The sequence below is a fragment of the Kitasatospora sp. Xyl93 genome (assembly GCF_055383135.1).
In genome coordinates this window covers 5,877,456-5,890,217 of sequence record NZ_AP029185.1, presented here as the reverse complement: position 1 = coordinate 5,890,217, position 12,762 = coordinate 5,877,456, and the positions used below count along the sequence as shown (strand labels likewise).

The window sequence follows — 12,762 nt, the reverse complement described above, 5'->3', positions numbered from 1 at the left end:
AATATCTCAACGTTCAGATAATCAACGTTCAGGGGGACGTCATGGACCGCAAGCGCGCAGCGATCGCCGCCACCGCCGCTCTCGCCCCGGCCGCGTGGGGCACCACCTACCTGGTCACCACCCAGCTGCTGCCCGAGGGCCGCCCGCTGCTGCTCGCCGCGCTCCGCGCGCTCCCCGCCGGACTGCTCCTGCTGCTGATCGGCCGCCGACTCCCCAAGGGGCGCTGGTGGGGGCGCGCGGCCGTGCTCGGGATGCTCAACATCGGGCTGTTCTTCCCGCTGATGTTCGTCGGCGCCTACCGCCTGCCCGGCGGCGTGGCCGCCACCATCGGGGCGATCCAGCCGCTGCTGGTCACCGGCTTCTCGATCGGCGTGCTGCGGGTGCGGCCCGGCCGGCGGGCGGTGGTCGCCGGACTGGTCGGGGTCGGCGGAGTGGCCCTGCTGGTGCTCAAGAGCGGTGCCCGGCTGAACGGCGTCGGGATCGCCGCGATGGTCGCCGGGGTCGCGCTGATGGCCATGGGCACCGTCCTCACCCGCCGCTGGGGCCGCCCGGAGGGCGCCACCCTGCTCGACCTCACCGCCTGGCAGCTCCTGGCCGGCTCGGTCTTCCTCGTCCCGCTCGCCGCCGTCGTCGAGGGCGCGCCGCCCGCCCTGAGCGCCGCCAACCTGGCCGGCTTCGGCTACCTCGGCCTGGTCGGCACCGCGCTCGGCTACTTCCTCTGGTTCCGCGGCATCGAGCACCTCGGCGCCGGCCCGGCCTCGTTCCTGGGCCTGATCAACCCGGTCGTCGCCACCCTCGGCGGCCTCGTCGTCCTCGGCCAGACCCTGACCCCCTGGCAGGTGCTCGGCCTCCTCCTCGCCCTCGCCGCCATGCTCGCCGGCCAGGCCCCCGCCCGCCGCGCCGCGGCCCCGAGCCAGGCCCCCGCTCCGGCGCCGGTGCCGGCCGCGGCGCCGGTCCTCCCCGCCCCCCGGCGCGAACCGGCCGTCACCCGCTGACCGGCACCGTCCCGAACGCCCGCGCCCCCGCCGAAGTCCACGGCGGGGGCGCGGGCGTGCTGCCGACGGCCGACAGGGGCGCGCGGACGGGCCGCGGGCGGTGGGTCAGCCGGTGGCGCGGACGTAGATGTCGGCGGCGCCGGGGAGGCCGCCGGGGATGGTGGCCACATAGATCCGGCGGGCGGTGGGCGCGTGGCCGGGGAGGCCGGTGGGGCTCGGCGAGGCGGTCCAGGTCGGGGTGGGGGTCACGGCCGGAGCGGGGTCCTCGGGGGTGGGCTCCTCCAGCGCCGGAGCCGGGGCGACGGCGGGGGCCGGCTCGGCGGCCGGGGCCTCCGGGTCGGCGACGGTCGGGTCGGCGACGGTCGGATCGGCGACGGACGCCTCGGAGTCGGCGGTGAGCCCCCCGGAGTCGGCCGGGGGCTCACCGGGCTCCGTGGCGAGGCCGGGCGGGCCGCCGGGGTCGGCGGGATCGGCCGTCGGTGCCGGGCTCTCGGCGGCGGTCCCGGACGGAGCGGGGGAGGGGCCGACGGCCGGCGGCAGCGGGGACTCGGGGAGCTCCGGTGCCTCGGCCGGCTCGTCGCCGCCGAGGGCCGCGAGCAGGTCGGCCGGCAGCCGGGCGGCCGGGCCGGGTGAGGGCAGGTCGTAGGCGCTGAGGAAGTCGCCGAGGCCCGGGGCCCTGCCGCCGCCGAGGCGGTAGTGCAGGTAGGCGACCGGGGCGCCGTCGGAGGTGTGGGTGTAGACGGCGCCGACCGGGACGTAGAAGCGGCCGAGGCCGGGGTGCTGGGAGGGGTGGAGGCCGGCCAGGCGTTCGGCGCGGTCGCGGTCGGTCTCGCGGCCGACGCGGCCGGCGGTCAGCGTGTTGACGCCGCGCACCACCAGGGCGGCGGCGACGGACACGCAGAGCACCAGTCCGACGGCGACGGTGCGCCGCAGGACCGGGCGGCCGTGCAGGGCCGGCCACGAGTCGGTCACCATGCGCTCGGGTGGGATGCCGTCCACGGTTGTCTCGCTCCCCCGTTCGATCAGAACGCTCGATCAGGACGCCTGATCAGGACATTCGTTCCGGACGCCTGATCAGGACGTCACACTCTGCTCGACGTGGGACCGTAGCCCAGAGTTCCTCAGCCCAGGTAGGCGGGGGCGACCGCGGCCCCGGTGACCTGCCGCGCGCTGCCCGAACCGTCCGCCGGGACGGTCCACAGGTCGGCACCGTAGTCGCCGGGCAGCGCGTAGAGCAGGGTGCCGTCGCCGGACCAGAGCGCCTGGTCGTCGATGTTGCGCTGCTCGGCGGTGGCGGTCTCGGTCATGGTGGCGAGGTCGAGCACGTACAGCCGCCACGGGGAGTCGGCGGGCAGGCCGGGGACGCGCTTCTTGTACGCGACGCGGGTGCCGTCCGGGGAGAGCGAGGGGCACTCGACGTTGTCGTGCAGGGTGGTCAGGGTGCGGGCGGCGAGGTCGCCGCGGACGAGGTGGGTCCGCCCGGCGCTGGCGAGGGTGGCGTAGAAGGTGGTGTCGTCGGCGAAGGTGACGCCCCAGATGTTGACGTCGTGCGCCTGGTACGGGTGACCGTCCAGGACGACGGCGAAGTCCTCCAGGTTCTCCCGCAGGTTCCAGTCCCGGACGTCCACGATCGAGGTGCGGGTGGAGAAGTCGCTGCCCGCGTAGGAGTCGCCGCTGACGAAGACCGTCCAGGCGGCGAGGTGCCCGGACGGGGAGACCCGGGAGCGGGTGGGGATGCCGGCCGCCGGGAACGAGCGGAGCTCGCGCAGGCGGTCGTCCAGCACCACGGCGCGGTAGGTGTCCTCCAGCGCGCCGTGCTGGGCCTGGAGGCAGACGCCGGTGCCGGCGGCGGCGTGGAAGCGCAGGCACTGGACGCCGGAGGCGGTGCGCGGGCCGTCCGGGTGGTCGGCGGCGACGGAGGTGACCTCGTCCCGGTGCGGGCCCCAGGCCATGTTGCGGAACAGCAGCCGTCGTCCGCCGTCGTGCGCCTGGAGGGACACCGGGCCGGACTCGACGGACGGCCCGCCGGGCTGGGCCCGGTCCCGGCGGGCCGTGCGGTCGGCGGCGTACAGGACGGCCCCGGTGCCGACCGCGCCGAGCAGCACGACGGCCACCAGCAGGATGATCACCCTGGTCCGGTTCCGCAGGTTCATCGGGTCTCCTCCTGGGTCTTGGCGGCATCGGGATCGGGCTGCCCGGCGGCGCTGGGCAGCCCGGCGTCGGGCTCGGGCTGCCCGGCGCCCGGCTCGGGCCGCCCGGCGTCGGACCGGGACCCGTCCGCGGCGGGTCCGGACGGGCGCAGCACCGCCGCCGCGCCGAGCACGCACAGCGCCAGCGCCCCCGCCGACCAGCCCAGCGCCGCCGGGCCGCCGACCACGCCCCACAGCGCGCCGAACAGCAGCGAGCAGGCGAACCGGGCCAGCGCCTGCCCGGTGCCGACCAGGGCCAGCCCGGCGCCGCGCTGCTCGGCGGGCACGGCGTCGGCGGCCGCGGCGGCGAGCACGCCGTCGGTCGCCGCGTAGAAGGTGCCGTGCAGCACCAGTACGCAGACCACCACCGGCAGCCCGCGCAGCGGGGAGAGCAGCAGCCCGTACGCGAGCAGCAGCACCCCGTGCCCGGCGAGGAAGAGCCGGTGGCGGCCGATCCGGTCGGCGAGCGCGCCGAGCGGGACGGCGAGCAGCAGGAAGGCGGCGGCGGTGCCCAGCGGCAGCAGCGGGAACAGGCCGACGGGCAGGTCCAGCCGGCGCTGGACGAGCAGGTAGAGGAAGGAGTCGCTGACGGTGGTGAGGCCGAGCAGGACGGCGCAGAGCGTCAACCGGCGCAGCCCCGGCAGCCGCAGCAGGGTGAGGCTGTCGCGCAGCGAGGGCGCGGAAGTCGACAAGTCGTCACCCTGCTGCCGGTTCGGCACGAACAGCAGCAGGATCAGCACGCCGAGCGCCGCGACGCACGAGCTGACCGTGAACACCGCGTCGTAGCCGTGCCGCTCGCCGCCGTCGGCGAGCAGCGGACCGCCGGCCAGCCGCAGCACCAGGAAGGCGGTGAGCGGGCCGAGCAGGGCGCCGGCCGTGTCCATCGCCCGGTGCACCCCGAACGCCCGGCCGCGGTGGGCGGGTTCGGTGGCGAGCGAGATCATCGCGTCCCGGGGCGCGGTGCGCAGGCCCTTGCCGGTGCGGTCGACGGCGATCACGGCACCGATCAGCGGCACGGTGTGGACGAACAGCAGCAGCGGCCGGCACAGCGCGGACAGCCCGTACCCGACGGCCGCGACGGCCTTGTGGCGGGCGGCCCCGTCGCGGCCGCGGCGGTCGGCGAGGTGGCCGCCGACCAGCCGGACCAGGGCGCTGAAGCCGTTCTGGATGCCGTCGAGCAGGCCGAAACCGAGCGGGGAGAGGCCGAGGCCGGTGAGCAGGTAGAGGGGGAGGACGGCGGTGACCATCTCGGAGGAGACGTCGGTGACCAGGCTGACCGCGCCGAGGGCGACGACCGCGCCGGGCACGGCGGCCCGTCGCCCCCGCCCGGCGGCCGGCCCGGCGGGGGTCGACGCGGTGGGGCCCGACGCGGCCGGGGCCTTCGAGCTGCGGGAGTCCGCGACGTACACGGGCGTCAGTTCCGGGATCCGGTGGCGCGGCCGGGGCGCGAGGGCGGGGTGGCGGCGGGGGCGCCGGGGGCGGGGGTCACGGGGGTGCGCGGTCGTGCGAAGGCCATGGGGTCCTCCGGATGTCGGGGCTTCCCGGGCGGGAGCGCCGAGAACAGTAGGAGCGTCATGGTGTCGTGTACCGCACAACGCGGGTGAAGAACAGGCGAACAGCTGCAGTGCCCGGGTGGGCCCGCGACGGACCGAGGCGACGGGAACGGCGTCGGACGCCCCACCAGCCCCGCCCCCGCTCCGCCCGCCGGGAACGGCGTCGGACGTCACACCCGCCGCGATTGACCCGTTCCGGCCGGGCGTGGTGGGATCACCGGAGCTCGGGACGAAAGGGTGCGGCACGTGAGCGGACTGGTCGCCGTCGCCCAGCGCACCCTGGTGGTCGGCATCGGCGCGAGCAGCGGCGCCGAACGGACCGAGGTGCTGCGGCTGTTGACGGACACCCTCCGGGAGGCCGGACTGCCGCTCGCCGCCGTGGCCCGGCTGGCCACCGTGGCGGGCAAGGCGGACCATCCGGCGGTGCGCTGGACGGCCGACCACCTCCCCGGGGTACCGGTGGACGAGCACCCGCCCGAGGCGCTGGCGGGCGTGCCGGTGCCGAACCCCTCCCCCGCGGTCGGTACCGCCGTCGGCACCGCGAGCGTCGCCGAGGCGGCGGCGCTGGCCAGCGCGCCGGGCGGCCGGCTCGTGGTCACCAAGCGGAAGTCGGCACGGGCCACGGTCGCGATCGCCCGCTCCGCCGCGCCCGGCGCGAGCCCCGACGACCACCCGAACCGTCCGCCCGCAGCGGCACCGCCCACCCCCGGCACCGCCGGCACCGCCCCGCTAGGAGATCCCTCGTGACCGCCCCCGAACCCGACCTGCGCCACCACGGCGACGCCGAGGTCCGCGCCGACGGGCTCGGCCTGGTCGACCTCGCCGTCAACGTCCGCACCGGTACTCCCCCGGCCTGGCTGCGCGAGCACCTCGCGGCCACCCTCGGCGACCTCGCCGCCTACCCCGACCAGAGCGCCGCGCGCGCCGCGGTGGCCGCCCGGCACGCCCGCCCGGTCGGGGAGGTGCTGCTCACCTCGGGCGCCGCGGAGGCCTTCGTCCTGCTGGCGCGGGTGCTGACACCTCGTCATGTCGTCGTGGTGCACCCGCAGTTCACCGAGCCCGAGGCGGCCCTGCGGGACGCCGGACACCGGGTGCACCGGGTGCTGCTCTCCCCCGGGGACGGGTTCCGACTGGGCGCCGTCCCCGAGGCGGCGGACCTGGTCGTCCTCGGCAACCCGACCAACCCGACCTCCGTGCTGCACCCCGCCGAGGCCGTCGCCGCCCTGGCCCGGCCGGGGCGCACCCTGGTGGTGGACGAGGCGTTCATGGACACCGTGCCGGGCGAACGGGAGTCCCTCGCCTCCGTCCGGGGCCTGCCCGGCCGGGTCGTCGTGCTGCGCAGCCTCACCAAGACCTGGGGCCTGGCCGGGCTTCGGATCGGCTACGTGCTCGGGCCGGCGCCGCTGATCGCCGAGCTGGGCGCCGCCCAGCCGCTCTGGCCGGTCTCCACCCCGGCGCTGGCCGCCGCCGAGGCGTGCAGCGCCCCGGCGGCGCTCGCCGAGGCGGAGCGGGCGGCGGCCGAACTGGCGCTCCGGCGCGAGCACCTGGTGAAGGGCCTGGCCGCCTTCCCGTCCGTACGGCTGTACGGCGAACCGGCAGCCTCCTTCGTCCTGGTACGGCTGCCGGAGGCGGCGGCCGTCCGGCAGCGGCTGCGCGAGCACGGCTTCGCCGTCCGGCGCGGGGACACCTTCCCGGGGCTGGGCGAGGAGTGGCTGCGGATCGCCGTCCGGGACGAGGCCACCACCGACCGCTTCCTCGATGCCCTGGGGGCCGTGCTCGGTTCGGCCTGAACGCCGCGGGATCGGCCCTCCTCGCCGGCCCGCCCGACCGGCCGGACGGACGAGGAGGGCCGGACACGGCGCGTGGCGCGGGCCTACCGGACCCCGAGCGCCTCCGCCGCCAGGGCCGTGCCCCGCACCCGGGCCGCGATCTTGGCGAAGGCGGTGTCGCGCGAGGTCGAGGCGTCGTCGGCGAACGGCGAGAACCCGCAGTCGTCGGTGGTGCCGAGCTGGTCGACCGGGATGTACCGGGCCGCGGCCAGCACCCGGTCGCGCACCTCCTCCGGGCTCTCCACCCGGGGGTCGATCGGGTCGGTCACGCCGACGAACACCCGGATCCCCGGGCGCAGTTGATCCGCGATGACGGCGAGGACGCGCTCGGGGTCGGCCTCGCTCGCCAGCTGCACGTAGAAGTTGCCGACCTTGAGCCGGAACAGCCTGGGCAGCAGCTCCGCGTAGTCGACGTCCAGGCTGTGGGTGGAGTCCTGGTCCCCGCCCGGGCAGGTGTGCACGCCGAGGCGGGCCCGCTCCTCCTCGGTGAACCGCTCCAGCACCTGGTTGTTGAGGGCCACGAAGTCCTCCAGCAGGCCGCCCGACGGGTCCAGCTTGAGTGACAACCGCCCCTCGGTGAAGTCGAGTTGGACGACGTGGGCGCCCGCGTCCAGGCAGCCGCGGATGTCGGCCTCGGCCTCGGCGGCGAGGTCCCGCAGGAACTCCTCGCGCGAGTACCCGTCGATGCCGTCGGCCGGGTAGAGCAGGCTGAGCGCCGAGGGCGCGATCACGGCCTGCTTGACGGGCCGCGCGGTGTGGCGGCGGGCGTCGCGCAGATAGCTCTCGGCCCGGACCTGGTACCGGAAGGGGCCGGCGGTCAGCCGCGGCAGCTGCCGGGTGTGCCCGTCGGCGAAGGGGATGACGGCGCCGTCCCCGGCGAGGGAGGCCAGCCCGGCGAGGGGGTAGGTGACGAAGCTCGGCTTGGCCTGCTCGCCGTCCACCAGGACGGGGCACCCCAGCTCCTCCAGCTTGGCCAGCGTGTCGGCGGTGGCCTCGTCCTGCAGCTTCTTCAGATCGGTGTCGGAGAGCCGCCCTTCGGCGTGCTCGGCGAGGGCGTCCAGCAGGATGCGCGGCCGCGGGATGCTGCCGATGGGCTCCGTGATGATGGTCATGAGTGGACGTTAGAAAGGGTGGTGCCGGGTCCACAATGGGGCGCGCGGCGCACTCCCCCCGGCCCTTCACACCTTGCGCGCCCCCACGCCCCCGGTTCACGCCCCCGTCGCAGCACTAGCGTTCGGCCCACTCCCGCAGCCTGGCGAAGTCCTCGGCCAGCAGCCCGATCCGGGGGTTGACGTGCAGGGCGAGCGCCGGCCCGGGGTGGTGGGCGGTGATCCACTCCTGGTCCCGCGGGCCGAGTTCGTCGTCCACCCAGACGAACGGGCGCCCGGCGGCCCAGGCGACCACGTCCCTGGTCTTCCAGTGCAGTCCGTCCGGGTTCACGCCGAACAGGTCGGTCCAGCGGATGTACGGCAGTTCGGGCAGGCCGATGTGCGGCCCTATCAGGGTGTTCGCCTCGCCCATCCACCCGGTGGCCCAAACCAGTTCGTACGGCAGCGCCAGCAGCTCCTCGCCGTGCGACGGGTTCAGCCAGACCCGCAGCGGCTTGACCCGGACGGCGGGCGGCTTGGCGTGCCTGGCGCGCGTCGCCTGCCGCGCCTGGACCGCCGCCAGGTGCTCCTGCTTCGCCACCCACCAGGACGGGCGCAGCCGGTGGGTGGCGTAGCCCTCGGGCTTCCGCTTCGGCGCGGCGTAGGGGTTGAGCGGTCCGTCCACGTCGAGGAGGAGCAGGGGCTGCTGGGTCATGCCTTGAATTCTCGGCCCGGCGGAGACGCTTGACCAGCGGTTCGCGGGTCACGATCGGGCCCCGTACCGGGCACCGGGGAACGCCCGCAGGCCCCGTCCCGGGGCGGGAGGGGGCCTGCGGCGTGCTGCGGGTGCACCGCGGTGCGGTGCGGGTGCCGGGTGCGGCGGTGGATCAGACCTGGCCGGCCTTCTCCAGGGCCTCGCAGCAGGTGTTGATCAGGAGGCGGGTGACGACGTAGGGGTCGACGTTGGCGTTCGGGCGGCGGTCCTCGATGTAGCCCTTCTTCTCCACCTCGACCTGCCACGGGATGCGCACGGAGGCGCCGCGGTCCGAGACGCCGTAGCTGTAGACGTTCCACGGGGCGGTCTCGTGCTTGCCGGTCAGGCGGGACTGGATGTCGTCGCCGTACTGGCTGACGTGCTCCAGCACCTTCTCCTGGGAGGCGCCGAGCGACTCGCAGGCGGTGATGATGGCGTCGTAGCCCTCGCGCATCGCCTTGGTGGAGAAGTTGGTGTGGGCACCCGCGCCGTTCCAGTCGCCCCGGGCCGGCTTGGCGTCGAGGGTGGCGTCGATGCCGAACTCCTCGGCGGTGCGGTAGAGCAGGTAGCGGGCGATCCACATGTCGTCCGAGACGCTCAGCGCGTCGACCGGGCCGATCTGGAACTCCCACTGGCCGGGCATGACCTCGGCGTTGATGCCGCAGATGGCCAGGCCGGCGTCGATGCAGCGGTCCAGGTGCAGCTCGACGATCTCGCGGCCGAAGACCTCCTCGGCGCCGACGCCGCAGTAGTAGCCGCCCTGCGGGGCCGGGAAGCCGCCCTCCGGGAAGCCGAGCGGGCGGGAGCCCTTGAAGAAGGTGTACTCCTGCTCGATGCCGAAGATCGCCTCCTGGGAGGCGTACTTCTCGGCGACCTCGCGCAGCAGGGCGCGGGTGTTGGAGACGTGCGGGGTGCCGTCCGTCTCCAGGACCTCGCAGAGCACCAGGATGTGGTCGCCGCCGCGGATCGGGTCCGGCACCACCTTCACCGGGTCCAGCACGCGGTCCGAGGCGTGGCCCTCGGCCTGGCTGGTCGAGGAACCGTCGAAGCCCCAGGTCGGGATCTTGTCGGCGTTGGGCAGGACGCGAGTCTTGGAACGGAGCTTCGCGGTCGGCTTCGTGCCGTCGATCCAGATGTACTCGGCCTTGATTGCCACGGCGTGTCCCTCGCATTGCTGGGTGGTGGGTGCCCGCGTAGCGTCGCAAGCCGCCGTTTCCCGGTTGTTCCTCTCATGTAACACGCAGGTGAACCAACCGTCCGCATTGGCACGGTCACGGTGCGGGAGTGCCGGGGGCGGCACTCCCGCCGCTCCGGGTGCCGCCGGTGACGGCACCGGCGTGGTCAGTGACGACGGGCGTGCGCGGCGCGACGGCGCCGGGTGGCCCACAGCGCGGCCGCTCCGCCCGCGACCAGGGCAGCGGCCCCCGCGGCGAGCGGCCCGGTGGCGCTGCTGCCGCCGGTGGCGGCCAGCTTCTCCGCCTTCTCCACCGCGGCCTGCGGGACGGCGGTGCGCGAGGCGGTGGTGTCGGCGACGGGCTGGGCGGCGGCCGCGCTGGTGGGCGCGGGGCTCGGGGTGGCCGGGCCGGACGGGGTGGCCGCCGGCGCGGAGGGCTTCTCGCATCTCACCGAGGCGACGGTGATCTTCCCGGTGACCTTGGCGACGTTCAGGTTGAGCGGGTTCACCTCCACCTGCACCTCCAGGGCCGAGGCGGCGGCGGTGGTCGTGGTGACGGTCTTCTTGGAGAACTCCACCGAGACGCTGCCGATCAGCGGCACGTCCACCTTGGTCGGCCCGTACAGCCCGACGGTGACCGGCTTGCCGAGCACGCTGAGCCTGACCGGCGCGAGGACGTCGGCGGTCGGCCGCCCGTCCACCGGGCAGGTCGCCTCGGCGCTCATCGCCTCCAGACCGAGCAGCGCGGTGGCGGGCAGTCCGGGGGCGTGCACGTCGGCGTTGACCAGCTTGACGGAGGCGGTGGCGCCCTTGGCGTCGACGCGGGTCACCGACTTCCCGACGTCGGCCTTGACGAGCTCGACCGGGCCGGTCTGGTCGACCCCGGCCACCGTGGCCGTCAGGACGGAACTGTCGCGTTGGGCCGGCGACTCCACCTTGTTCAGCGCGATGTTCACCGGGACGTCCACCGACTTGTTCAACAGGCTGACGTCCAGGTCGAGTTCGGCGGTGACGGCGCGCGCCTTACCGGGCGACGGGGCGGGCTCGGCGGCGTGGACGGGAGCGGCGGTGAGCAGTGTGCTCGCCGCCACGGCCGCGGCCGCGGCGGCGGCGGCGGCGGAAACGATTCGACGAGAAGACATGGCGATACCCCCACACAGATGAAACGATGAGCCGCCAGTCTTCTCGAACAATCCGTCACATGAGTAACACAGAAAGTCATTTCACCCGTTGGAGTGAGATTGGCGTTCTGTGCTTACGCACCTCTGCTACGGCAGCCGCCAGTCCACCGGCTGCGCCCCCTGCCGCACCAGCAGCTCGTTGGCCCGGCTGAACGGCCGCGAGCCGAAGAAACCGCGGTCGGCCGACATCGGGCTGGGGTGGACCGACTCCACCGACGGGACGCTGCCCAGCAGCGGGCGCAGGTTGCGGGCGTCGCTGCCCCACAGGATCGCCACCAGCGGCCCGCCGCGCGCCACCAGCGCCCGGATCGCCTGCTCGGTGACCGCCTCCCAGCCCTTGCCCCGGTGCCCGCCGCTCTTGCGCGGCTGGACGGTGAGCACCCGGTTGAGCAGCAGCACGCCCTGGTTCGTCCACGGGGTGAGGTCCCCGTTGGAGGGCTGCGGCAGGCCGAGGTCGGTACCGTACTCCCGGTAGATGTTGATCAGGCTCGCCGGGATCGGCCGCACCTCCGGCGCCACCGAGAAGCTGAGCCCGACGGCGTGGCCGGGGGTGGGGTACGGGTCCTGCCCGACGATCAGCACCCGCACGTCGGCGAAGGGCTGCTGGAAGGCGCGCAGCACGTTCGGGCCGGAGGGCAGGTAGGTACGGCCTGCGGCCAGTTCGTTGCGCAGGAAGTCGCCCATCGCGGCGACCCGTCCGGCGACGGGTTCCAGGGCGGCGGCCCAGCCGGGCTCGACGATCTCGTTCAGTGGACGCGGTGCCATGGTCGCCACCCTATCGGCCTACACCGACAGGGCTTTCAGCGGATGATCATGCGATCGACGCCGGTCGGGAGGGGTCCGCGGCCGTCCGGCCGGCCCCCGCGGCGACCCGGCCGGCCGCTCCCGCGACCCCCGGCGCGGCTACCCGACCGGCCGCCCCCGCAGCACCACCAGCCGCGGGTCCGCGAGCACCCGGACGTCCACCCGGGGGTCCTGGGCGTACACCACGAAGTCGGCCGGCGCGCCCTCCTCCAGCCCCGGCCGCCCCAGCCACGCGCGCGCCCCCCAGCTCGCCGCCGACAGCGCCTCGGCCGGGCTCAGCCCCGCCCTGACCAGCTCCGCCACCTCGTCCGCGACCAGCCCGTGCGCCAGCGAGCCGCCCGCGTCGGTGCCGACGAACACCGGGATGCCGGCGTCGTGCGCGGCGCCCACGGTGTCGTACCGGCGCTCGTGCAGCCGCCGCATGTGCGCCGACCAGGCCGGGAACTTGGCCTCGCCGCCGGCCGCGAGGTCCGGGAAGGTGGCGATGTTGACCAGGGTCGGCACGATCGCCACCCCGCGCTCGGCGAAGGCCGGGATCAGCTCCTCGGTCAGCCCGGTGGCGTGCTCGACGCAGTCGATCCCGGCCGCCAGCAGGTCCGGCAGCGACTCGGCGGAGAAGCAGTGCGCGGTGACCCGGGCGCCCTCCTCGTGCGCGGCCGCGATCGCCTCGGCCAGCGCGTCCCCGGGCCAGCAGGCGGCGAGGTCGCCGCGCTCGCGGTCGATCCAGTCGCCGACCAGCTTCACCCAGCCGTCGCCGCGCCGGGCCTCGGCCCGGACGTAGGCGGCCAGGTCCCCGGGCTCGATCTCGTGCGCGTAGTTGCGGATGTAGCGGCGGGTGCGGGCGATGTGCCGCCCGGCCCGGATGATCCGGGGCAGGTCCTCGCGCTCGTCGATCCACCGGGTGTCGGCGGCCGAGCCGGCGTCGCGGATCAGCAGGGTGCCGGCGTCCCGGTCGGTGAGCGCCTGCTTCTCGCTGGTCTCGGCGTCCACCGCGCCGTGGGCGTCCAGGCCGACGTGGCAGTGCGCGTCCACCAGACCGGGCAGCACCCAGCCGGTCACCGTCCGCACGTCCCCGGCGGTCGGCGGGCGGGTGAAGCTCACCCGGCCGTCCACCACCCAGAGTTCGTCCCGGACGTCCTGCGGACCGACCAGCACCCGACCCCGCACGTGCAGCACCGCGCCATCGTTCATGGCC

Annotated in this window: 12 protein-coding genes; 3 read left to right on the top strand and 9 right to left on the bottom strand. The window is 75.3% G+C overall.

Annotation, left to right across the window (positions count from 1 at the left end; genetic code table 11):
* Positions 1–41 precede the first annotated feature (41 nt).
* The gene (locus tag ACZ5GH_RS26065; RefSeq protein WP_387758410.1) at positions 42–995 is read left to right on the top strand and encodes an EamA family transporter; all 954 of its coding nucleotides are present in this window, start codon (positions 42–44) and stop codon (positions 993–995) included.
* Positions 996–1,100: 105 nt separating this feature from the next.
* Here ACZ5GH_RS26065 and ACZ5GH_RS26060 read toward each other — a convergent pair whose 3' ends face one another.
* From ACZ5GH_RS26060 to ACZ5GH_RS26050, 3 genes are all read right to left on the bottom strand, one after another.
* On the bottom strand, positions 1,101–1,994 hold the full coding sequence (locus ACZ5GH_RS26060) for a hypothetical protein (RefSeq protein WP_387758408.1): 894 nt from the start codon (positions 1,992–1,994) through the stop codon (positions 1,101–1,103).
* A 122-nt stretch (positions 1,995–2,116) separates the two neighbouring features.
* A complete protein-coding gene (locus ACZ5GH_RS26055; protein WP_387758407.1) occupies positions 2,117–3,148 on the bottom strand; it encodes a TolB family protein in 1,032 nt (343 codons plus the stop codon).
* The gene (locus ACZ5GH_RS26050) at positions 3,145–4,593 is read right to left on the bottom strand and encodes an MFS transporter (RefSeq protein ID WP_387758405.1); all 1,449 of its coding nucleotides are present in this window, start codon (positions 4,591–4,593) and stop codon (positions 3,145–3,147) included. The genes ACZ5GH_RS26055 and ACZ5GH_RS26050 overlap by 4 nt, the downstream gene beginning before the upstream one ends.
* Positions 4,594–4,983: 390 nt before the next feature.
* On the opposite strand from ACZ5GH_RS26050, the gene ACZ5GH_RS26045 reads away from it, so the two are divergent.
* Positions 4,984–5,484, top strand: coding sequence for a cobalamin biosynthesis protein (locus ACZ5GH_RS26045; protein WP_464335376.1), 501 nt, complete (start codon positions 4,984–4,986; stop codon positions 5,482–5,484).
* Positions 5,481–6,527, top strand: coding sequence for an Rv2231c family pyridoxal phosphate-dependent protein CobC (cobC, locus tag ACZ5GH_RS26040; RefSeq protein WP_464335375.1), 1,047 nt, complete (start codon positions 5,481–5,483; stop codon positions 6,525–6,527). The genes ACZ5GH_RS26045 and cobC overlap by 4 nt, the downstream gene beginning before the upstream one ends.
* Before the next feature lie 83 nt (positions 6,528–6,610).
* Here the strand turns inward: cobC and ACZ5GH_RS26035 are convergent, their stop codons facing one another.
* The 6 genes from ACZ5GH_RS26035 to ACZ5GH_RS26010 form a co-directional block, all read right to left on the bottom strand.
* A complete protein-coding gene (locus tag ACZ5GH_RS26035; protein WP_464335374.1) occupies positions 6,611–7,678 on the bottom strand; it encodes a cobalamin-independent methionine synthase II family protein in 1,068 nt (355 codons plus the stop codon).
* Between the two features lie 115 nt (positions 7,679–7,793).
* Positions 7,794–8,369, bottom strand: a complete 576-nt coding sequence (locus tag ACZ5GH_RS26030; RefSeq protein ID WP_464335373.1) for a hypothetical protein — start codon at positions 8,367–8,369, stop codon at positions 7,794–7,796.
* A 172-nt stretch (positions 8,370–8,541) separates the two neighbouring features.
* Positions 8,542–9,564 (bottom strand): glutamine synthetase, encoded by a 1,023-nt coding sequence (gene glnII / locus ACZ5GH_RS26025; protein WP_387758397.1) that lies wholly within the window; start codon positions 9,562–9,564, stop codon positions 8,542–8,544.
* 185 nt (positions 9,565–9,749) lie between these two features.
* Entirely contained in the window at positions 9,750–10,724 is a 975-nt protein-coding gene (locus tag ACZ5GH_RS26020; protein ID WP_464335372.1) for an SCO1860 family LAETG-anchored protein, read from the bottom strand.
* A gap of 126 nt (positions 10,725–10,850) precedes the next feature.
* Positions 10,851–11,528, bottom strand: a complete 678-nt coding sequence (locus ACZ5GH_RS26015; protein WP_387758394.1) for a uracil-DNA glycosylase — start codon at positions 11,526–11,528, stop codon at positions 10,851–10,853.
* 138 nt (positions 11,529–11,666) lie between these two features.
* On the bottom strand, positions 11,667–12,758 hold the full coding sequence (locus tag ACZ5GH_RS26010; protein ID WP_464335371.1) for an amidohydrolase family protein: 1,092 nt from the start codon (positions 12,756–12,758) through the stop codon (positions 11,667–11,669).
* Between the last annotated feature and the right edge of the window lie 4 nt (positions 12,759–12,762).

Bases quoted from the DNA above. Each gene is read 5' to 3' on its own strand.
- ACZ5GH_RS26055 (WP_387758407.1), bottom strand. From the start codon at position 3,148: ATGAACCTGCGGAACCGGACCAGGGTGATCATCCTGCTGGTGGCCGTC.
- ACZ5GH_RS26020 (WP_464335372.1), bottom strand. From the start codon at position 10,724: ATGTCTTCTCGTCGAATCGTTTCCGCCGCCGCCGCCGCCGCGGCCGCG.
- ACZ5GH_RS26010 (WP_464335371.1), bottom strand. From the start codon at position 12,758: ATGAACGATGGCGCGGTGCTGCACGTGCGGGGTCGGGTGCTGGTCGGT.
- ACZ5GH_RS26035 (WP_464335374.1), bottom strand. From the start codon at position 7,678: ATGACCATCATCACGGAGCCCATCGGCAGCATCCCGCGGCCGCGCATC.
- ACZ5GH_RS26015 (WP_387758394.1), bottom strand. From the start codon at position 11,528: ATGGCACCGCGTCCACTGAACGAGATCGTCGAGCCCGGCTGGGCCGCC.
- ACZ5GH_RS26065 (WP_387758410.1), top strand. From the start codon at position 42: ATGGACCGCAAGCGCGCAGCGATCGCCGCCACCGCCGCTCTCGCCCCG.
- ACZ5GH_RS26030 (WP_464335373.1), bottom strand. From the start codon at position 8,369: ATGACCCAGCAGCCCCTGCTCCTCCTCGACGTGGACGGACCGCTCAAC.